Annotated in this window: 17 protein-coding genes; 13 read left to right on the forward strand and 4 right to left on the reverse strand. The window is 38.7% G+C overall.

The window, feature by feature from the left end; all coding sequences use genetic code 11:
* Window positions 1–14: 14 nt before the first annotated feature.
* From AC07U8_RS01885 to rplS, 7 genes are all read left to right on the forward strand, one after another.
* Window positions 15–4,118, forward strand: a complete 4,104-nt coding sequence (locus AC07U8_RS01885; protein ID WP_494737216.1) for a pilus assembly protein — start codon at window positions 15–17, stop codon at window positions 4,116–4,118.
* Window positions 4,102–4,644, forward strand: a complete 543-nt coding sequence (locus tag AC07U8_RS01890; RefSeq protein ID WP_494737217.1) for a type IV pilin protein — start codon at window positions 4,102–4,104, stop codon at window positions 4,642–4,644. The genes AC07U8_RS01885 and AC07U8_RS01890 overlap by 17 nt, the downstream gene beginning before the upstream one ends.
* Before the next feature lie 5 nt (window positions 4,645–4,649).
* A complete protein-coding gene (locus AC07U8_RS01895; protein ID WP_034617462.1) occupies window positions 4,650–5,078 on the forward strand; it encodes a type IV pilin protein in 429 nt (142 codons plus the stop codon).
* A gap of 145 nt (window positions 5,079–5,223) precedes the next feature.
* The gene (rpsP, locus tag AC07U8_RS01900) at window positions 5,224–5,481 is read left to right on the forward strand and encodes a 30S ribosomal protein S16 (RefSeq protein ID WP_004718284.1); all 258 of its coding nucleotides are present in this window, start codon (window positions 5,224–5,226) and stop codon (window positions 5,479–5,481) included.
* 27 nt (window positions 5,482–5,508) lie between these two features.
* Window positions 5,509–6,057, forward strand: coding sequence for a ribosome maturation factor RimM (rimM, locus tag AC07U8_RS01905; protein ID WP_004718282.1), 549 nt, complete (start codon window positions 5,509–5,511; stop codon window positions 6,055–6,057).
* 42 nt (window positions 6,058–6,099) lie between these two features.
* A complete protein-coding gene (trmD, locus tag AC07U8_RS01910; RefSeq protein ID WP_004818651.1) occupies window positions 6,100–6,840 on the forward strand; it encodes a tRNA (guanosine(37)-N1)-methyltransferase TrmD in 741 nt (246 codons plus the stop codon).
* A 272-nt stretch (window positions 6,841–7,112) separates the two neighbouring features.
* Window positions 7,113–7,484, forward strand: a complete 372-nt coding sequence (rplS, locus tag AC07U8_RS01915) for a 50S ribosomal protein L19 (RefSeq protein WP_004718278.1) — start codon at window positions 7,113–7,115, stop codon at window positions 7,482–7,484.
* 58 nt (window positions 7,485–7,542) lie between these two features.
* Here rplS and AC07U8_RS01920 read toward each other — a convergent pair whose 3' ends face one another.
* From AC07U8_RS01920 to AC07U8_RS01930, 3 genes are all read right to left on the reverse strand, one after another.
* The gene (locus AC07U8_RS01920; RefSeq protein WP_034617444.1) at window positions 7,543–8,511 is read right to left on the reverse strand and encodes a lipase family alpha/beta hydrolase; all 969 of its coding nucleotides are present in this window, start codon (window positions 8,509–8,511) and stop codon (window positions 7,543–7,545) included.
* A 263-nt stretch (window positions 8,512–8,774) separates the two neighbouring features.
* Entirely contained in the window at window positions 8,775–9,749 is a 975-nt protein-coding gene (locus AC07U8_RS01925) for an esterase/lipase family protein (RefSeq protein WP_004818656.1), read from the reverse strand.
* Window positions 9,750–10,137: 388 nt separating this feature from the next.
* Complete coding sequence (locus AC07U8_RS01930) at window positions 10,138–11,172, reverse strand: lipase secretion chaperone (protein ID WP_004818659.1); 1,035 nt, start codon at window positions 11,170–11,172, stop codon at window positions 10,138–10,140.
* A 138-nt stretch (window positions 11,173–11,310) separates the two neighbouring features.
* On the opposite strand from AC07U8_RS01930, the gene truB reads away from it, so the two are divergent.
* From truB to AC07U8_RS01945, 3 genes are all read left to right on the forward strand, one after another.
* Window positions 11,311–12,216 carry a tRNA pseudouridine(55) synthase TruB gene (truB, locus tag AC07U8_RS01935; protein WP_004818661.1) on the forward strand — a complete coding sequence of 302 codons (906 nt, stop codon included), beginning with the start codon at window positions 11,311–11,313 and terminating at the stop codon, window positions 12,214–12,216.
* Window positions 12,217–12,342: 126 nt separating this feature from the next.
* Window positions 12,343–13,110 (forward strand): sulfite exporter TauE/SafE family protein, encoded by a 768-nt coding sequence (locus AC07U8_RS01940; protein WP_004718268.1) that lies wholly within the window; start codon window positions 12,343–12,345, stop codon window positions 13,108–13,110.
* Between the two features lie 164 nt (window positions 13,111–13,274).
* Complete coding sequence (locus AC07U8_RS01945) at window positions 13,275–13,736, forward strand: hemerythrin domain-containing protein (protein ID WP_151801912.1); 462 nt, start codon at window positions 13,275–13,277, stop codon at window positions 13,734–13,736.
* Between the two features lie 231 nt (window positions 13,737–13,967).
* Here AC07U8_RS01945 and AC07U8_RS01950 read toward each other — a convergent pair whose 3' ends face one another.
* Complete coding sequence (locus tag AC07U8_RS01950) at window positions 13,968–14,837, reverse strand: EamA family transporter (RefSeq protein WP_209828204.1); 870 nt, start codon at window positions 14,835–14,837, stop codon at window positions 13,968–13,970.
* 169 nt (window positions 14,838–15,006) lie between these two features.
* Between AC07U8_RS01950 and AC07U8_RS01955 the strand changes: the two genes are divergently transcribed.
* The 3 genes from AC07U8_RS01955 (at window position 15,007) to AC07U8_RS01965 (ending at window position 19,614) form a co-directional block, all read left to right on the forward strand.
* Window positions 15,007–16,443, forward strand: coding sequence for a tetratricopeptide repeat protein (locus tag AC07U8_RS01955; RefSeq protein WP_434278443.1), 1,437 nt, complete (start codon window positions 15,007–15,009; stop codon window positions 16,441–16,443).
* 14 nt (window positions 16,444–16,457) lie between these two features.
* On the forward strand, window positions 16,458–17,177 hold the full coding sequence (locus AC07U8_RS01960; RefSeq protein WP_494737218.1) for a metallophosphoesterase: 720 nt from the start codon (window positions 16,458–16,460) through the stop codon (window positions 17,175–17,177).
* 400 nt (window positions 17,178–17,577) lie between these two features.
* Window positions 17,578–19,614: a PKD domain-containing protein gene (locus tag AC07U8_RS01965; RefSeq protein ID WP_494737219.1), complete on the forward strand. Its 2,037-nt coding sequence runs from the start codon at window positions 17,578–17,580 to the stop codon at window positions 19,612–19,614.
* Window positions 19,615–19,644 lie beyond the last annotated feature (30 nt).

Raw genomic sequence — 19,644 nt, forward strand, 5'->3', positions numbered from 1 at the left:
TTGGGGGAATTAACATGAGAAACTCAATTAAAAGTACCTCATTGATAAGAAAAGTGTGGTATTTAAAAAAACAAAACTTTACAGCTTTTAGTTTGGCTTTCAGTTGTACCTTCCTGTTTTCATCTAGTGTTGTTCAAGCGACTGACTTGCAGATTTATGCTGCACCTTCAGCTGGGCAAAAAACAATTATCATGATGCTAGATACATCTGGAAGTATGGGGTATGGGGATGGATATGCTTCAAGTCAAATCAAAGATATGAGTTTGGCTCAGGATTATGGTGTTTGTAGTAATACAAATACCATGAATAGCGGTAGTAATTACACCAATGGTAAAATTTATTCAGTATTATCAAATACAACGCCTCAATATGCTCGTAATTTTTGTTATATAACTAAAAACAGTGCCGCAACGAATCCAAAAGTCACAAATACAGTAACTGGGTGTGAATTACAATCCAATGGTGCATACCGTTGTTATGATCGAATAACTCGATTAAAAGATGGAATGTTTCAGTTCTTAGATAGTACTGATTCAGCTGCACAAAGTTTGTTAAAGGGCAGTAGTGCAAAAATTTCAACAGCTTATGTTGGTGTTGGCAACTTTTCAGCTGGAGGAGATGGTAGAACTGCACAAATTTTAGTCCCTGCTAAAAAACTAGGAGAGAATGAAAGCGATCAACGTAAAGCTCTTAAAACAGCAATTGCTGGATTGACTGCATGGAGTGGTACACCTTCTGCACCCGCTTATGCTGAAGCAGCTTCATATTTAATGGGTACAACGACATATTCAGAAAAAAAATATAGAATAAAAAGAGATATGCAATATATGACTAGGAGTTATACAGTTTTATCAACAGGCTCCAGTTCTTCCAGACGATATAATTATACATATACTTATAAAACGTACTATTGTCAGTCTCTAAATGCTCTAAACCTTAATACGTTAGCGCAAACATGTAAGTATTGGAGTGGCGCTACGACGACTTATGGGGGGACCAATGGAGCAATAACTAATAATTCACCCGTTTGGGAAAATCAACCTAATATTCAACCAAATGGTGGTTGGCTCGATACCTATACAGATACTTTTTATTCTGGGGATTATTACGACTATATAATACCAAATGCTGATAGTGGTATACCAAACTCAATTATAAAAGATGCTACATACCCTGATATCGTAATTGATAGAGCAGCAGAAAATGTTAATGCATCATATAAGTCGCCATTACCAGATGCAAATAAGAGTGCATCATGTGATGGTCAGGGGGTTTATTTTTTATCAGATGGACAGCCAAATAGTTCCAGCGATGAACGTGCTGCAGCCTTAATGCAGCAAGCTTTAAATGATAAAGGAAGTTTATTTTCTTGTTCTAATGACTTATCAAACACTGCAGATGGCAGTGCTTGGCGTTGTATGGGAGCATTTGCGAAGTCATTGTTTAATCCTGTAACGAATCCTAAAGGGGTATCTATTCAAACAGCTTTTGTTGGGTTCGGTACAGAGTTTGCTGGTGATCCTTTGAATGCATCTACAGATATTCAAAATGCTTGTCGAATAAGTTCTCGTGCATATAAAGATGCAGCAACAGGTGCAGAACCTAACGATAAGTGTTCACCTGGATATGCTGGGAGTTTATCAGTTGCAAAACCGACTGAAAATAACTCAGGAACAGGAAGAAGTGATGGCTATAACTATGATGGTGGTTTCGGCAATGGCGGATTTTTCCAAGCCTCAAAAGCAACAGATATTACATTAAGTGTTATTCAGTTTATCAACTCTTTAGGAGATACTCCACCAGATCCTTTATCTACAGGTGCTATCTCTGTGCCAGTCGACGCATTAAATCCAAATGGTTTTCAACCATATGGATATTTACGTGCTTTAAAACCTGATCCTGGAAAAAATTATTTAATCTGGCAAGGTAATTTAAAGAAGTATGGAATTAATGGCGGAGCCTTAAAAGATGGACCAACAACAATTTTTAATGACCTAGGTGCATTAAATAAAAATACTAAAGACCTTTTTAATGCTTCAAATTCATTTGATTTAGGTCTTGTTGAAAAAGGCGGAGTTTATTCAAAATTAGCTTTGCCAACAACAGATAATCCTAATTTATTTAGACCATTATTTACAGACGTATCTAGTGTAAATAATGGGAAGCTTGTAAAAATCTCTGCAAAAGATAGCAATTTATTGGCTGTTACAAATAAACCAATTACAAATAATGCAGCATTATTGACAGGGTTTAAGACACAAGCTGTTGTAAAAGATTTTTCAACTCCACTTAAGATTAAAATATTAAATTATCTTGGCTATGACTTAGATTTGGCAACAACGACAACCTTACCTGATACATTAACACCACCAAGTTCCCCATTCACTGCTATGGGGGCAAGTATTCACTCATTCCCTGTTCAACTGACTTATTCTGGTGATTTAGATGCAGATGGTGATTTAACAGCAGTACGCTCACAATCTGTACTCTATTCAAGTATGGAAGGGGGCTTACGTGTTGTTGATGGATCAACAGGTGCTGAACAAATGGTTTTTATTCCATCAGATATCTTAGAAAAAGATGATGCTTCAAGAGCCTTACGCAGAAGTGAAGCAGGTGATGCCACTTATGGAATAGATGGTGCATGGGTTGCCGATCCAGCATATGAATTTGGCACAAGCTCAAACACAACATCTGTAAGAGCGAAGCAAATGAATGTGTATGGTGGTATGCGGATGGGGGGGACAAGTTATTACGGATTAAATGTACTGAATCCTAATTCACCAAAATTTTTATTTAGAATTGGACCTGATTTAGGTGGAAAATATGTACGCATAGGGCAAACCTGGTCTAAACCTGTACTTGCAAATGTACGTTATGGCGATAAATTCAAACGTGTGATGATCATCGGCGGTGGTTATGATATATGCTATGAAAATCCAAGATTTAAATTAAATACTGCAAATCCAGCGGAGTATGGTGGCGCTGCCTGTAAGAAAGCACAAGCAGATGGTAATGCTGTCTATATGATAGATGCGAATGATGGCTCTGTTCTGTGGTATGCAAGTAATGCAGGTGCAGATTCTAATAATGCAGCTATGACGCATAGTATTGTGAGTCGTATAAGTACTGTTGATCGTGATGGTGATGGTCTGGTTGATCATCTTTATTTTGGTGATTTAGGTGGGCAAGTATTTAGAGCCGATTTAAATAATGCAAAAGGGACACCTGTTTCTGGATTTGGTAAACGAGTTGTAAGACTGGCAAATCTAGGCAGTACAACAGTAACCGATGGAGACCAACCACGCTTCTATCAACCGCCAACCTTAACAAAGCATACCCAAGGTTCAGACACTTTTATTCTAGTTGGGATTGCTTCAGGTGATCGTAGTACACCTTTAGATGTAACGCCATTAACTGGACGAGAAGGAATCTTACCTGCAAAAGCAATACCAAACAGACCTATGAATAATGTTTATGGGTTAATTGATCGTGATTTTAGTAATAAGGCATTAATGACGATTGCAGATAGTGATTTAAAAACAGTTAATTTAGTACTGACAGATTTAAAGAAAAATCCGCAAACGCTATCTGGGGCAATTGCATCAAGCTTTTTTCCATATAATAAAACAGGGCTACAAGGTTGGTATCGTTCTCTTACTAGTGATTATACGGGAAATGATGTATCAGGAAGAACATCTGGTGGTATAAAGGCGTTTGAAGAAGAACCTATCGCTTTAACTAACTATTTATTTGTACCTACATATGATCCAGAAGGTACAGGTGTAGCACAACAAGATCCATGCAAACCACGCATTGTAGGTGAAAGTAATACCCAGCAGTTCTGTTTGCCATATGGTGTATGTTTGAAATTAGATGGTACAAAGGATATAGATGAAGATAAAAAGTCAGGCTTTCAAATTCTGAATGGTAAAAATGCAAATGTCATTGGGGCGGGTATTCGAGGGATTACTTTAGGGCCTGGTGAGAATCCAAATAAACCAAATAGTTGTGGAAGTTTAACCATGCTTGGAAATATTCAAGGATCTGGTAAATGGGAATGTACCCGCATTCTAAATCCGATACGGTGGTATGAAAAATATGTTTCAGCAAGCTAAGTTCGAAACTAATTTGCCTACTGACATTTATAGTAAGCAATCAAGTGCTCAATCTGGTTTTACTTTGATTGAAGTAATGGTCGTTGTCATAATTATTGCCATTTTAGCTGCCGTAGCCTTTCCAGCCTATACGGAGTATACCCGGAAAGCTTCTACATCAGCTGCTCAGCAGGAAATGCAGAAAGTTGCTGAGCAGCTAGAGCGGTATAAAGCCAAAAATTTCACTTATAAAGGTTTTGATCCAAATTATATTTATGGTGTGTCTGGGGCAATGACTGAAATTGTTTTACCGAAAGGAGCAAGTGGTGATCAGGTAAAATACACAATCACCCTACAAGATCCAATAAGTGGGAAACAATTGTCTTCAAAGGATGATGCAAATAGAGGTCGAAATTGGGCAATCAAAGCTGAAAGTACAGATGTTAAAAACTATAATCTACTTATGACGAGTGAGGGACTTCGTTGTAAAACCAAAGACAGTGTAACTTTTACAGCATGTACAGGTAGTGATATTACATCATGGTGAAAAGTATGAAATTAAAAGGTTTTACTTTAATTGAGCTATTGATTGTTGTCGTAATTTTAGGGATTTTGGCTGCGATAGCATATCCAGCATATCAAGACTATATAATTAAGACCAATAGAGTTGATGCTCAAAGTGAAATGCTTCAAATTGCCCGAAATTTATCCAATTATAAAATGGCGAAAGGGACATTTAAAGATGCCAAATTGGAAAATGGAGCATTTGAAGAAGATTATCCAAGTGTTGGAGAAGCAAAATATAAAGTTAAATTAGAAGTTTCTAAAGATAATTTAACTTGGTCTTTAAATGCTGCTCCAATAGCAGGTTCTCAGCAAGCCGGAAATGGTGATGTCGGATTAGATAGCCAAGGCCAAAAATGTTGGAGCAAAGGTACCACTTGCACCCCATCAGCAACCACAAATTGGGACGGTAAATAAAAATCAAATTCAAAATTGTGGATAAATAAAATTTGATCTTTCTTTCATGACAAAGATAACGTAAAATATTGCCCTCTATGAAAGGGGTTTGAAATGTATCGATGGTCGGTGCAAGGATAATCCGTAAAAACTATAAGGTTCTATCATGGTTGTAATTCGTCTAGCACGCGGTGGTGCTAAAAAACGTCCGTTCTATCAAGTAATCGTAACTGATAGCCGCAATGCGCGTGACGGTCGTTTCATCGAACGTATTGGTTTCTTTAACCCTACAGCTCAAGGTAAAGCAGAAAAACTTCGTTTAGATGCTGACCGTTTTGCTCACTGGGTTGCTCAAGGCGCTCAACCGTCTGAACGTGTTGCTTCTTTAGCTGCTCAAGCTAAGAAAGCTGCAGCTACTGCATAATTAAACCTTTAATTAGGCAGTAAGCCCATGACACCAGCACAGAATGTGCCCGAAGATCGTATTCAGATTGGACAGCTACGTTCAGCATATGGATTAAATGGGTGGCTCTGGGTCTATTCCAATACAGAACCTATGAGCAACATATTTGACTACCTTCCTTGGTACATTGAGACCAAAGCAGGTTGGCAAATTGTAGACGTAAAACGTTGGAAACCACATGGTAAAGGCTTGGTTGTTTCGTTGAAAAGTGTGAGTGATCGCACTGCAGCAGACAGCTTAGTTGGCGCGAATGTTTGGATTTCAAAATCGCAACTGCCTCAAGCAGGCGTGGACGAGTATTACTGGTCTGATTTAAAAGGTCTAATCGTATTAGGTCTGAATGAAGAAGAACAGGAAGTAAATCTTGGTCAAATCCACGAATTGTTTGAAACAGGCGCCAATGATGTCATGGTTGTTCGTGCAACAGCTGATAGCATCGATGGCGAAGAGCGAATGATTCCATGGCATAAAGATGTGGTACAACGCGTTGATCTCGAAGCTGGTCGTATCTATGTCAATTGGGGCGTAGATTTCTAATCCGATAAGGATTGGCGCAGCAGGAAAATAGAGGAGTCTGCGATGTTTTTTGCAGTCATTACGCTTTTTCCTGAAATGTTTGAAGCGATTACAGCGTACGGAATTAGCGGGCGAGCGGCAAAGCGTGACATTGTACAAGTTCATTGTATCAATCCACGAGAATTTGCTGAGGGTAACTACAAACGAGTGGATGAACGTCCATTTGGTGGTGGTCCTGGTATGGTGATGATGGCTGAGCCTTTGGCAAAAGCAATCCACCATGCAAAAGAGCTTGCAAAGCAAGCAGGTGCAGTTCATGTTCCTGTGGTGTATATGTCACCACAAGGGCAGACCTTAAATGAACCTGCAGTACAACAATTTGTTGAATATGACGGATTAATTGTGCTGTGTGGACGTTATGAGGGCGTTGATGAGCGTTTGATCCAAAAATATGTTGATCAGGAATGGTCGATTGGAGATTACGTATTATCAGGCGGTGAACTCCCTGCGATGGTTTTATTGGATAGTATTATTCGACGTTTGCCGAATACCATGTCAGATGAACAATCAGCAGTGCAGGACTCATTTGTGGATGGTCTTTTAGATTGCCCACAATATACCAAGCCAGATCATTTTGAAGGTTTGGATGTTCCTGAAGTACTTAAGTCAGGGCACCATGCCAATATTGAGAAATGGCGGTTTTTGCAACGCTATCAACGCACTTTAGAACGCCGACCTGAGTTGGTGGAAAAAGTTGAGTTGACCAAGCAGCAAAAAAAATGGCTAAAAGATGAGCGAGGGTAGGCAAGCATTGATCATGTTTGTTTCAACGCACGTCAGAAGCTGTACTTCTTATTAGTAATACAACAATTCATCATTGTTGGCCTGCGGAATGTGAGTTCCATAAGAAGTCGGCTTCGAGAAAATACTTATGATTAAGTACTTATATTAGGCTCTTTATTGATCTGAATAACATCAGCAATAAAGGGAAAGATAAACGGGTTGATACGCGATTTAGCCTCTATCCCCAGCGGTTGTGCAGACCTCTTCTGTCCCGCAAAACGGAGATTCCCACAATGAGTGGTAAACATCCTTTAGTTCAAGCAATTGAAAACCAACAGTTAAAAACTGACCTCCCAACTTTTGCTCCTGGTGACACAGTTATCGTTCAAGTAAAAGTAAAAGAAGGTGATCGTGAGCGTCTTCAGGCTTTTGAAGGCGTAGTTATTGCGAAGAAAAACCGTGGCTTGAACTCTGCGTTCACAGTACGTAAAATTTCTAGCGGTGTTGGTGTTGAGCGTGTATTCCAAACTCACTCTCCAATCGTTGCTAAAATCGAAGTGAAACGTCGTGGTGACGTTCGTCGTGCTAAGCTTTATTACCTACGTGAATTGTCTGGTAAAGCTGCGCGTATTCGTGAAAAATTACCAGCACGTAAACAAGGTTAATTTTAACTTTGCTTTACAGCTAAAAAAATGCGCCATTTGGCGCATTTTTTGTTTCTTGCTAAAGTCCTTGTAGTTTTAGGCGATTGGTATGTTCACGATAGACTTGTACTGGATCTGGTGCAAAAATTGCACGCAATCCTAAAATTTGATTGACCTCATCTAAGTGATTCCAACGATAATCATCACGAATCGTTTTACCGAATTTAGCACTACATCTTGAGACTAAGCCATCATTATCACGACCTGCGTTAATTAAGAGGCTTGTGCCAAGTAGGGCAGAATCCAAGTCGAGAAGATTTGTAACGGCGGTATTGCCTGTAAATGAATAGAATTGAATCCCTTTTTCTTGATAAGCCCCTTCACCACAAGCCGTGGTACCAACGCCCATCGGGAATTTACTGTTAAATAGTGCAGAACCTTCAATGGTGAGGCTTTTCCCACCTGCCAACGCATCATGAGGAAGTTCTTTCGGGTTAAGACCTTGCGCCCAGACAATTGCTTTTGAAAATAAATTGACCACACTCACCAATGGACCTTGAAGTGGCGTGCCTTCTATACTTAAGATAACGTTTGCAACAGGGCTACCTTTTTGTGGTGAACCAACAGCAGTCACAGATGCAATTTGCATAGGCATGATGCCTGCGACATAGCGGCTGGTTGGACCACCATGCGAATGTCCGATCAGATTGACTTTTTGACTGCCGGTAATTGCCAGAATCTCTTCCACTTGCTGAGCCAATTGCTCACCACGGACTTCAGTAGAATTAAAGGGTGATACTCGCGTAGCCCATGTATTGGCGCCGTTGCGAGCCAAATCTGGTAAAATTTGATACCAGTAGTCTAGTCCTAAAACATCGCCAGCACGAATAAACCCAGCCATACCGTGCACAAATACCACAGGATATTTGGTTTTTGCATAGTCCGAGTTTACTTTACTGACAGTCACTTTTTGCGCATTATTAGATGCATATGCGGTTGATAATGTACTCGCCAGCAGTAGACTCGCGATAATACGTCCATATTTCATGTTAAAACTCCATCTATTTTATTATTGGGCGATTTACATACCTCAATTTTAAATGTATTGAGTGTAAAGCCTCGATTCTGATCATGTTTGCAGGAACGCAAACTTTAACTTCTTTGTTTTTTTAAATCTCATATCAAATCAGATTCTGGAATTCGAAATTCAATACGATGTTCAATATAAAATTTGAATCCAGAATCATTTACTATTCAACTATAAAATATACTGAATGAACAGTACATTTTATCGCCTCTCATCGGCAATATTTACAAGCCTTGTAATTTCAGACGATTGGCATGTTGACGATATTGAGCAAGTGGATTCGGCGCAAAAAATAATCCACGTAGCCCTAAAACATGATTGATTTCATCCATGTGTGTTTGACGGTAATTGTCTCGAATCACTTGCCCATAATGAGTATTGCAACGATTCATCATGCCATCATTGTCTAGATTTTTATAAGACAAAGGCGCGAGTGTAGAAATGACGCCATCCATAACATCAAAAATGTTGGTGAATTGAGCTGTACCCGTCCAAGAATAATGATAAACACCATTGGCTGTTACTTTTTGACCATTACCACAGTCTTTGGGAATCGCAGCGCTTGGAAATTTTGCATTAAATTCAGCAGCCCCTTGTTCGCTCACACTTTGTAAAGAGTTATTTAGACTGAGGGGGAGGGATGGATTACCTTCGAGAAGTGTAATCACAGGTGCTAAGATATATTGACTAAAAACTGTCAGAAGCGTATTTGCGCCTCGGTTACTTAAAATATCATCCGCGATCTTAGAACCTTTAATTGCCCCTGCAACAGCAGTTAAAGAAGCAACTTTTGTGGGTGCAACGATTTCAATATAGCGAATTGTTGGACCACCATGACTATGTCCAATCAGATTGACTTTGGGTGAGCCAGTCAGTGCGATGACTTCATCGACTTGCTGTAAGAGCTGTTCACCACGAAGCTGTGTCGATTCCAATGGGGAGACTTGTGTCGCATAAACTTTTGCGCCATTGCGAGCTAAATCAGGGAGGATCTGATAGAAGTAATCTATGCCAAAGGATGAAGGCCCTAGACGGGTGAAACCGAACATCCCATGATTAAATACAATCGGATATTTGGTTTTTGCATAGTTTGAACTGACATAACGTGGATTTACAGTTTGTAAGCCAGATGCAGATGCGGTCATCGAACTTAATCCAATGATTAAACTCATGGCGAAAATATTGATCTTAAATTTCATATTAAAATACTCTTGTTGTTTTTAAGTGAATTGTTGATTGACATGAAGTCTATGTTGCAAGCTAAAATTTGCTTACAACCCTTATGGTCTCAAGCGATTGGCATACCATCATTATCGTTATTGCTCTAAACCAAAGGTGCAAGTTGCATTAAAATCGTGTCAATCCCGAGCAAGTTTTTAGTTTGTGTGCGTCCTCCTTATAGGTGGTTGTTAATATTATTTTCCACTTTGTATCCGCAGACTTGTTGGTATCCCTGAGTCATAAATCTACAGAGATACTTGAGTCTGGCTTGCAAACTCAAGCCATAAAACGTGCTATACCGCATAATCTAAATATTTTTGTTTTCGCTTTTTTCATCATTTTAGCGATGTGCTATGTATTTTATGGCTAATTTGCAAAGGGTAATTTGCCTCCTTGATCATGCACAGTTTCAAAAGTTTGTAATCTGAGTTGCTCTTGTTGGTTTGCAAATTGTTGTGATTTCAATTGTTCTACCGCACGCTGTTTGGCTGAATCACTCAGATTACTTTTGAGGATATTGTCACGCTCAGCAAGGTATTGATTAACTTTGCCTTTCCAATCATTTCGTTGTACATCAAGCGTTTCTAAGCGTTGTGTCGCCTCGGGTCCCACCAGATTGGTGCGCATTTGACGGATCTCTTGTGCAGAACCACCACGTGCCTTAATCTCCGCTGTCAACTTTCTTAAGTCTTCAAGTTGATTGAGTTGTTGTAAATTCTCTTTCCAGTCCTCAGGGAGTTGCTCAAAAAGTTCTTTGAGTTTTTGCGCTTTTTCAGCCGCAGATAATTTTTGATTATCCATAATTTCTAAGCGGTCTACCGTATATCGGTCATAGGTATCTTGTGTGCCAAATAAGCCTTGAATTTCATAATCCGAGAAGAATTTTTTTCTTAAGTTTTGAGTATTGACTAAGATCTGCTGATAATACTTTGCGCTTTCTTTATCTGCGGTGGGTGCTTGTAAATCGCCTAATTTACTTCTGTAATCAATATAACGTGTCCAGAGATCATCTAACTGCGATAGTAGAGGCTCTTTATAGCTGATTTTGGTATAGCTGAGAAAATCGGTTTTGATTTGCTCAATGCTTTTTTCACCATATTGGGTGATGAAATATTCAAAGCAATCTTTGGTCTGTTCATTGACAATTAAACGATTGGAGGCATCTGCACGGATTTGGCAATTAATTTGCGTGTCTTGTTGGCTTTTGCTGGCAAAGCTCAGTGCTTCGGATGCTGGAAGTTGAGTTGAAGCCAATTGCCCCATCTGTTGTTCATGTGCTTTTTCTGAAGCTGGCGGTGTTTCAGTCGATTCTGTATTGGGTTTTAGCCAAAAAATTACGGCTAAAAGAATGATCAAGAGACTACCAATGATGATCCCAATCATTTTTTTAGATAGATCCATCTAATATTCCTACTATTTTTAGATTTTTTATTGAAAAAATAATTTGCCATAGAATTCGAAATTTCAAACAGAAAATTTGTAAAAATAGACGAATGGTTTTTGCTAAAATAGCGCATTATTCTCCGTATCCAGACCAATATGTCTTCAAAAGCTCAGAAAATACCGCGTCGCCATATCAGTGGTGTTTTTTTATTGAATAAGCCTTTAGGCATAAGTTCAAATGCGGCGCTACAAAAAGTGCGATGGTTGTATCGCGCTCAAAAGGCAGGGCATACAGGGGCGCTTGATCCTTTGGCATCTGGACTTTTACCAATCTGTTTAGGTGAAGCGACTAAATTTTCACATTATCTGTTAGATTCGACCAAGCGTTACCAAACGACTGTTCAGCTTGGGCATAGTACGACCACGGGTGATGTTGAAGGCGAGGTTTTATTTGAAAAGGCCGTACCTGAATTAAGCCAAGACAGTATTCAACAGGTTTTGGCGCAATTTACCGGAGATATTCAACAAGTTCCGCCAATGTATTCAGCCTTAAAAAAACAAGGCCGTCCTTTATATGAGTTGGCGCGTCAGGGAATTGAGATTGAACGTGATGCACGCCCAATTCATATTTTTGCCATTGAGCTGATTGCGTTTAATCAGTACAGCCTGACCTTGGATATTACTTGTTCTAAAGGAACGTATATTCGAGTTTTGGGTGAAGACATTGCCAAAGCATTGGGAACTTACGGGCATTTAACGTATTTAAATCGAACTCAAACCGGGCATTTTGATTTGATACCAGAATATACCATTGAACATTTGGAAAGCTTGACTGAACAAGCGCGTGAAGCCTTGTTGCTGCCTGTCTATGCACCAATTGATCATTTCCCTAAAGTTCAGGTCCCTGAAGGTCGTGCGGAATATTTTAGCCGCGGTATGGAAAGCAATATTGAGCATGTTGCTGAAGCTGAAGTTTTGGTTTTTGATGGCGATAAGTGTTTAGGTTTGGCTGAAATTACCGATAAAAAGCGTTTAGTGCCTAAACGCGTGCTAAATCTTTAATTTGGTTTCATTGTTAGAAAATAACTCAGTTTAAATCTAAGCCTGATTAAGCTAAAGCAGGATTAAGCCAGAGCACGGTTAAGTCTCCCAGCGTTAATAGACGCCTTTAAAAGATAAGTGAATGTTATGGAATTTGATATCATCCTCAGTTTAGTGTTCTTTGCCTTTTGTGCAGGGGCAATTGATGCCGCTGTTGGAGGTGGGGGACTGATTCAAATTCCTGCATTAATGGGTGCTTTACCGCATTATCCTACCGCTACAGTTTTTGGAACCAATAAACTGGCTTCGATTTGTGGAACGGCTTCGGCTGCTTTTTCATACTTAAAACAAGTCAAAATTCAGTGGAAGCTGTTGGCAGTGATTGGAATCACTGCATTTATTAGCTCATTTGGGGGGGCTGCTTGTGTCTCACTGATCCCCCAGGAAATTTTGCGGCCATTTGTATTGTTTATGTTGATTGTGATCGCAATCTATACATTTTTTAAGAAGCAATTTGGACAAGTCCATTTTCAACAAGAAATCACGCGTAAAATGTTATTGATCGCGGGTGTTGGCGGTTTATTGATTGGCTTTTATGATGGAATATTTGGGCCAGGTACAGGTAGTTTTTTCATCTTTTATTTTATTCGTTATCTGAAAGTTGACTTCTTGCACGCATCGGCGCTTTCCAAAATTGGCAATTTCATGACCAACTTTGCCGCGCTGAGTTTCTTTATTCCCACTGGACATGTGTTATTTCAATTGGGCCTGCTGATGGCTGTTGCCAATGTGTGTGGTTCATTGGTTGGTGTGAAAATGGCATTGAAATATGGCAGTGGTTTTATTCGTATTCTATTTTTGATTTTGGTCAGCATTTTGATTTGTCGCTTGGCCTATCAAATGTTTGTCGCGTAATTTGCTAGATTCTCTGGTTAATTTTTTTTGATACAAAAAAGCTTAAATTTTGTAAGGCTTTTTTTTGATTTGTCTTCTAAGATTGTTGGTTTCTTGATCGAAAAATCACAAACCGAAGCAATGGAAGGTAAATATCAAATAGGATTATAAAAAGAGGGATTTAGATGAATATATTTGAGGCTTTGAGAGAAAGCCATATCATTCAGAAGGATTTGTCAGAACAATTAACGCATACCTCAGGCGATAGTCCTGAACGAAGGAAAATTTTTAATTTATTAAAAAATGAATTATTTGCTCATGCGATTGCGGAAGATCGCTATTTTTATATTCCGTTAATGATGACGGATTCAGGTTTAAATATTACCCGTTTGGCACTGGCTGAACATCATGAGATGGATGAAATATTACAATCACTAGAACAAACAGATTTTAGCCACTCTCGCTGGTTGGTTTTGGCGAAACGATTATCTGAAATCATCGCGCATCATATTCAACAAGAAGAGCATTCTTTTTTTCAAAAAGCGCTAAAGATTTTAGATGAAAATCAAAAATTAATCTTAGCAAAGAAGTACCTATCCGAATATAAAAAGTATAAAGCAAAAGACCTTATCCGCTTGGTTGGCTAAGTCTATTGGCTTGTATTTCGTTGACTTGTCTACAAAGGCAAACTAAATAAAATTGAAGCTATAAAGTACCAAGAGAATGATGAGCAGATTGCTGAACGATATTTACTTTTTTAGTTAATGAGATGCTTCTCATTCATCATATATTTACGCTGATCTTCCTCTCTTCCTAAAGATCGCGTAAATATGGTCGAGGTTCTATATGACTGGCAGTGGGTCAGTATTGAGAATGTTTTAGTGGGTATCTGAGCTTTTCGCCGCTCTAAATGTTACCCCTACCGACGCAATCATAATGCAGATTAAAGCAACGGTTTGCCAAGCAGTAATATGTTCATTCAGTAATACCATACCTGAAATTGCGGCAAGTGCAGGAGATAGACTCGATAAAGTACCATAGCTCATTTTGCTTAATTGTTTTAAAGCAAGCAGATCTAAGGCATACGGAATTGCTGTTGCTAAAAGTGCAATCAGCAAAGCTTTGCCCCAGTACTGTGTTTGCAGCAAGGCATCTGGGTTATGTACAGCACTGATTGGCAGCATAACCAAGGCAGATAAGACGATTGCAATACTCAGTGCATGCATACCAATATTTTGTCGTACAACTTTTTGCCCAAAATAAATATAACTTGCCCAACAGACACCTGCACCCAAAGCAAAAGCAGCACCAAGATAGGAAAAATTATGTGCGGTCGCATCTTGCCAAGGCACCATCAATGCAATACCGATGATGGCAAGAAATACCCAAATATAGTCACTTTTTTGTTTAATCGAGAGCAGTGCCAAAGTCAGAGGGCCTAAAAACTCTAGTCCAACAGCAATACCTTGAGGCAATTTGCCTAAAGAGGCATAGAACAGCACATTCATCAAACAGACTGAACCACTATAATAGAGTAGCTCATTCCATCTTAGATAAGGTAAACGCTTGATAATTTTCCATGAACGGAACATTAAAATAATTAAAATAGATGCAAAACATAATCTTAAGGTCACGACGGTAATCGGATCTAAAACCTCAAATAACTGTTTCGCAAATGAGGCACTGATCTGATAAGCCACCATAGATAAAACCATGAAGAGCACAGCAGTGAGTTGAGAGTTTGGCATATCTAAGGTGAAGAAAAATATTGCACAGATTTTAGCACTTTCTCGGATTTATTTGAGTATTTCGCGAATAGATGAATATTGATTCAACATTTCCCTTTGAGATTCAGCCGAGTCCTCTGTAAGATGGGAATGATTATACTTGCAATGGCACATGTGTTAGGAATAAAAGATGTCAGGAAACACCAATAAAACTGAAAATTTAGGCTTAAATGCGACAGAACTTTCACAAGCAGAAACTTGGTATATCGATGTACTTAAATTAGAACAACAAGGTCTTGCTCAAAATGAGCAAGACGCTCAAGCGCGTGTTGATTTGTTGGTCAATGCCTCTAATCAGAATTTTGCACCTGCAAGTACTTTGTTAGGACAGTGGCATGTTTTAGGCCGTTATGTAAATCAAAGTGTGCAGTCAGCTCTTCTTTTTTTTCAACATGCAGCAAAGCTTAATCATGCATTGGCTCATTTAGAACTTGCTTATCTTGGCTTGAACAATGCAACCGATCAACTGACAAAAGCACAAGCCCTAATGCATTTGCAACAGGCAGTTCAACTGAATCATCCAGAAGCAATTTTTGTTTATGCACAACAACAATTGTCACAGGATCCACAGTCTGCGTACTTATTACTTTTAAATAATTATTTAAAAAACCAGCATCAAAACAGCCTGAAGTTTTTTGTAGAGTTTTCAGGGTTTGATTCGATCAAAGTACAAAATGAATTGTTAAAAATTGCTGAAAAAGACCATTTTTCCTGTGCTTTATTGGCATTTAGTTATTTAAAACAGAACAATCTTGATGCTGCTTTAAAATATGCCGATATCGCGCAAGAACATAATGATCCATTTGGCTGCTATGTTCGCGCACTTATTGAACAACAAAGTGCTAAAGCGGATGCAGCAGTTGTGCAAGAGTTTTTACTTAAAGCTGCAAAAAATGGACATATCGAATCTGCTTATTTAGCTGCAGTGACACTGTTAAAAAATTCGGAAAATGCCAAAACTGAGCAAAAGCAGAAAGAATATGCAGCACTCGCTTTTGATTTATTATCGCATGCTGCTGTTTCAGGCAATGTTCCAGCTCAATATTCTTTAGCACAGTGTTTACGCTATGGTATGGGAACTGAGAAAAATCTTGATCAAGGCATTTCTTGGTTAGAACGCGCCGCAATGCAAAACCATCCAGATGCACAGTTTGAATTGTCGATGTTACTGCCTTTAGAACATGAACATCACCTCCCATTATTAAATTCAGCCGCAGAGAAAGGCCATGTTCAGGCCATGCTGTGTATGTCGATTTTTGAGCAACGTCAAAACAATGCGGATGGGGCATTATTCTGGTTAAACAAGGCCAAAGAGTTGAAAGTTCCACGTGCTTTCTTCTTATTGGCACAAATGTATCAGGAAGGTAAGTGTGTAGAGGCTGATCTGACCCAAAGTGCAGATTTGTTTAAACAAGCTGCCGATCATGGCGATATTGACTCTTATTTTGAATTATTTAAAATTTATAAAGATGGGATAGGGGTACGTAAAAATAAAAAAACTGCCAGCAAATATTTGGATTTAGCCAAAGAAAACCAGCATATTGAAGCAGCTTCAATTGAGTTTTAATCAAAGATCAGTCTATGTCTGAATTATCGCAACACAAGCTCGCGCATGTAGCGACCTATACCCATGAGACAGGTCGCTTGTTTGTGGTAGGCGATATACATGGTTGTTATGATTTGTTGATGCAACAGCTTGAACGGGTTCAATTTAACTTTGAAAAGGATCTATTGATTGCTGTAGGGGATATTGTTGATCGTGGTCCTGACAGTTTGAAATGTTTGCATCTGCTTGCAGAGCCTTGGTTTAAAGCTGTTTTAGGCAATCATGAAGAAATGTGCTTATTGTCGCAAATCGATCCGATGATGAAAGATATGCATGCGCATCATGGTGGAGAATGGTTTTATGCATTAAGTTCGGATCAGCAGCAACAAGTCATCGATCAATTAAACACTTTACCCATACTATTAGAAGTCATTTATCAAAATAAGAAGTATGGCTTTGTGCATGCCGATATAGATCTAAATGATTGGGATGCGTTTAAAGTTGCCACACGTTCTAAAAGTCGCGAATTGGCGTTATGGGGCAGGGGGCGAATTAAAAATAAGCGCTTTATGCGTTATTCAACGGTTGTCGGGGTAGAACAGGTTTTTCTAGGTCATACCGTGGTTGATTTTGTCACCAAGAAGCATAATTGCTATTTTCTAGATACGGGCGCTTGTTTTGGAAGTGAACTAAGCCTTGTTGAAATAGATCAAAACCACCCGATAGAAAAACAAGTATTTGTCCTGAAGTCATAACTTGATTTTTCTATTGTTTAAAAATTTTTAAGCGTTCAGACTCTTCATTGCAGTGAATTTTATATGGCTATTACTTAAATTTTATCTGTATTGTGGAAAAAATAAGTCTTTAATTAAAAAATACATAGATATAAAAGTATCACTTATTAAATGCATAAATATAAGATTTTGAAATATAATGGAAAACATTTATTTCTAATCAAAATCATTCTTTTATTTATCAATATTCAATCAAATTTTTTGTCACCACTTGCTTTGATACCGCAAGTATCAACGGTATTTGATTGAGAAAAATATTGAAATATTTTTAAAATAAAACAGCTATTATTAATAATTAATTCACAGTAATATAAGTTATCGTGATGGATATCGCGAATTAAATAACAATAAGGTGATGACAATGATGAGATCGAAAAATTATATAAAATGGTTTCTTTTTGCATGGCTAAGCTTACTTTTGTTGGCTTGTAACTCTTCAACTCAATTTGAACAGGGTCTTACAGCCAAATTTGAATATAGTCCAACAGCGCCAAGTATCGGTGAAGTTGTCAAATTTGATGGAACGAAAAGTACGGTTGATCAAAAAAAAGAAGCCAGTGCAATTGCTAGTTATGCTTGGAACTTTGGAGATGGTTCAAACGGAACAGGTGCTACAGTTGAACATAGTTATACAAAAGTTGGTCAATATACCGTGAGCCTGACGATAACAGACCTAGCAGGTCGGACTGATTCAACTACACAGAAAATAGAAGTAAAACAGGGAGCAACAACGATAAACCGCGAGGTTTTAGTCTCAGCTCAAACGGTTGATGGCGCTTCGATTCCAAATACAAATATTACAATACAGGGGCAAAGTGTTAAAACAGATCAAAATGGTCATGCGACTTTGAATCTGATACTTCCTCAAAACACACAAAAAGTGGTGGCTAAATTTGAAAAACAAGGCTTTATCACGCAGTCAATTGTTTATGATGTTGCCAATTTAAAAGCAATCTCAGCAAATTTATTGGCCATTAAACAAGTTGTTCCTGTGTCTGATATCTCTGCCGCTCAAGTGATTCAATCCCAAAATTTGGGTGCAAGTATTAGTATCCCTGCCAATGCTTTTGTAAAAGCAGACGGCAGTCTTGCTACGGGCGCTGTGACTGTTGAATTTACCCCATGGGATATCACCAATCGTGATTTAAATGCAATGCCTGCCAATGGTGTAGCACGCGATGCACAAGGCAATATTGTGGATCTGATTAGTGCGGGAATGATTACAGCCACATTTAAAGATGCGGGTGGTCAGGAACTACAACTTGCAGTTGGTAAAACAGCAGACCTTCAAATGAACCTGCCGATAAAGAGTATCAATAATCAAGAGATGAAAGTAGGGACACAAATTCCAATGTGGTATTTTGATGAAGCGAGTGGCTTGTGGATTGAAGAGGGTATTGGGCAGGTGACGACGTCAAATCAATCACCTACAGGCCTTGCAGTACATGCAACAGTAAAGCATTTTTCAACATGGAACTGGGATTTGAAATTTGAAAATGCAGGTTCAGTCTTTGTGCAGTGTCAATCCAACGGTGAGGGGATTCCATGCAATGTGACTGCAAAAATCAGCTTAAATGATGGTTCATCCTTAACCAAATCTAACAGTATTCCTAAAGAAGGATTGACGGTGGTGAATATGCCTTCGAGTGGTTCAATTCATTGGACTGCAAAAGATTTAACAGGCACGATGCTGGGTGAAAAAACTTCGACAACCTCAGGTAATGTGATTATTGATCTTGGAAAATCAGCCACAGATCATTTTGTAAAATGTACACTACCCAATGGGACGTCTGTGGCATGTTTTGGCAAAATAAATCACCAGTTGGATTTTTCAATATCGCAAGATGGCGGTCGGTTCCTCACAGGTATAAAAGACCCAGACGGGCAGTTGGATTGGTCTGCACAAACAGCTTTAATTTTTGAGAGTAACCAGTGGGTACGTTATAAAGGTCAGCAAACTTCAGGTTTAACAGGCAATGTTAATATTATCTTGGCAGATCGTGAAGTTGTTTATGTCAGCAATCAAGGCTTGAGTTTCCCGATTGTCTGTACCAGTTTGATTGAGGATCCTTTAAATGGGACCACTGAGCCCAATGGTAATTGGGAAGTTGTTCCTGAATTAATTGGAAAGTCATGCAATATAGAAATCACGGTATATAACATAAATGGTAGCAATGAGATCTTAACCTATAGTGCAATCTATGGAAAACCGATGCAAATTCAATTACCGAATCAATATTCAGGTTTTGATTCAGCAGGAAAAGGTCCTATTACTTATTTAAGTATTTATGCAAATATAGAAGGCAGTAATGGTGACTTGGTTGAACGAATTGGTCTTGAACTAGAGCCAGATCCGAATAGCATGATAAAACTAATTATGGGGGCACCTGATTGGTAGGTTTTAGATGAGTGAATTGAAACCACCTTT

This window comes from Acinetobacter sp. GW821-FHT01E09, from assembly GCF_059422385.1.

Coding starts and splice junctions, on each gene's coding strand:
- AC07U8_RS01965 (WP_494737219.1), top strand. CDS start 17,578: ATGATGAGATCGAAAAATTATATAAAATGGTTTCTTTTTGCATGGCTA.
- trmD (WP_004818651.1), top strand. CDS start 6,100: ATGTTTTTTGCAGTCATTACGCTTTTTCCTGAAATGTTTGAAGCGATT.
- rpsP (WP_004718284.1), top strand. CDS start 5,224: ATGGTTGTAATTCGTCTAGCACGCGGTGGTGCTAAAAAACGTCCGTTC.
- AC07U8_RS01945 (WP_151801912.1), top strand. CDS start 13,275: ATGAATATATTTGAGGCTTTGAGAGAAAGCCATATCATTCAGAAGGAT.
- AC07U8_RS01925 (WP_004818656.1), bottom strand. CDS start 9,749: ATGAAATTTAAGATCAATATTTTCGCCATGAGTTTAATCATTGGATTA.
- AC07U8_RS01885 (WP_494737216.1), top strand. CDS start 15: ATGAGAAACTCAATTAAAAGTACCTCATTGATAAGAAAAGTGTGGTAT.
- AC07U8_RS01950 (WP_209828204.1), bottom strand. CDS start 14,837: ATGCCAAACTCTCAACTCACTGCTGTGCTCTTCATGGTTTTATCTATG.
- AC07U8_RS01890 (WP_494737217.1), top strand. CDS start 4,102: ATGTTTCAGCAAGCTAAGTTCGAAACTAATTTGCCTACTGACATTTAT.
- AC07U8_RS01940 (WP_004718268.1), top strand. CDS start 12,343: ATGGAATTTGATATCATCCTCAGTTTAGTGTTCTTTGCCTTTTGTGCA.
- truB (WP_004818661.1), top strand. CDS start 11,311: ATGTCTTCAAAAGCTCAGAAAATACCGCGTCGCCATATCAGTGGTGTT.
- AC07U8_RS01955 (WP_434278443.1), top strand. CDS start 15,007: ATGTCAGGAAACACCAATAAAACTGAAAATTTAGGCTTAAATGCGACA.
- AC07U8_RS01895 (WP_034617462.1), top strand. CDS start 4,650: ATGAAATTAAAAGGTTTTACTTTAATTGAGCTATTGATTGTTGTCGTA.
- AC07U8_RS01920 (WP_034617444.1), bottom strand. CDS start 8,511: ATGAAATATGGACGTATTATCGCGAGTCTACTGCTGGCGAGTACATTA.
- rplS (WP_004718278.1), top strand. CDS start 7,113: ATGAGTGGTAAACATCCTTTAGTTCAAGCAATTGAAAACCAACAGTTA.
- rimM (WP_004718282.1), top strand. CDS start 5,509: ATGACACCAGCACAGAATGTGCCCGAAGATCGTATTCAGATTGGACAG.
- AC07U8_RS01930 (WP_004818659.1), bottom strand. CDS start 11,172: ATGGATCTATCTAAAAAAATGATTGGGATCATCATTGGTAGTCTCTTG.
- AC07U8_RS01960 (WP_494737218.1), top strand. CDS start 16,458: ATGTCTGAATTATCGCAACACAAGCTCGCGCATGTAGCGACCTATACC.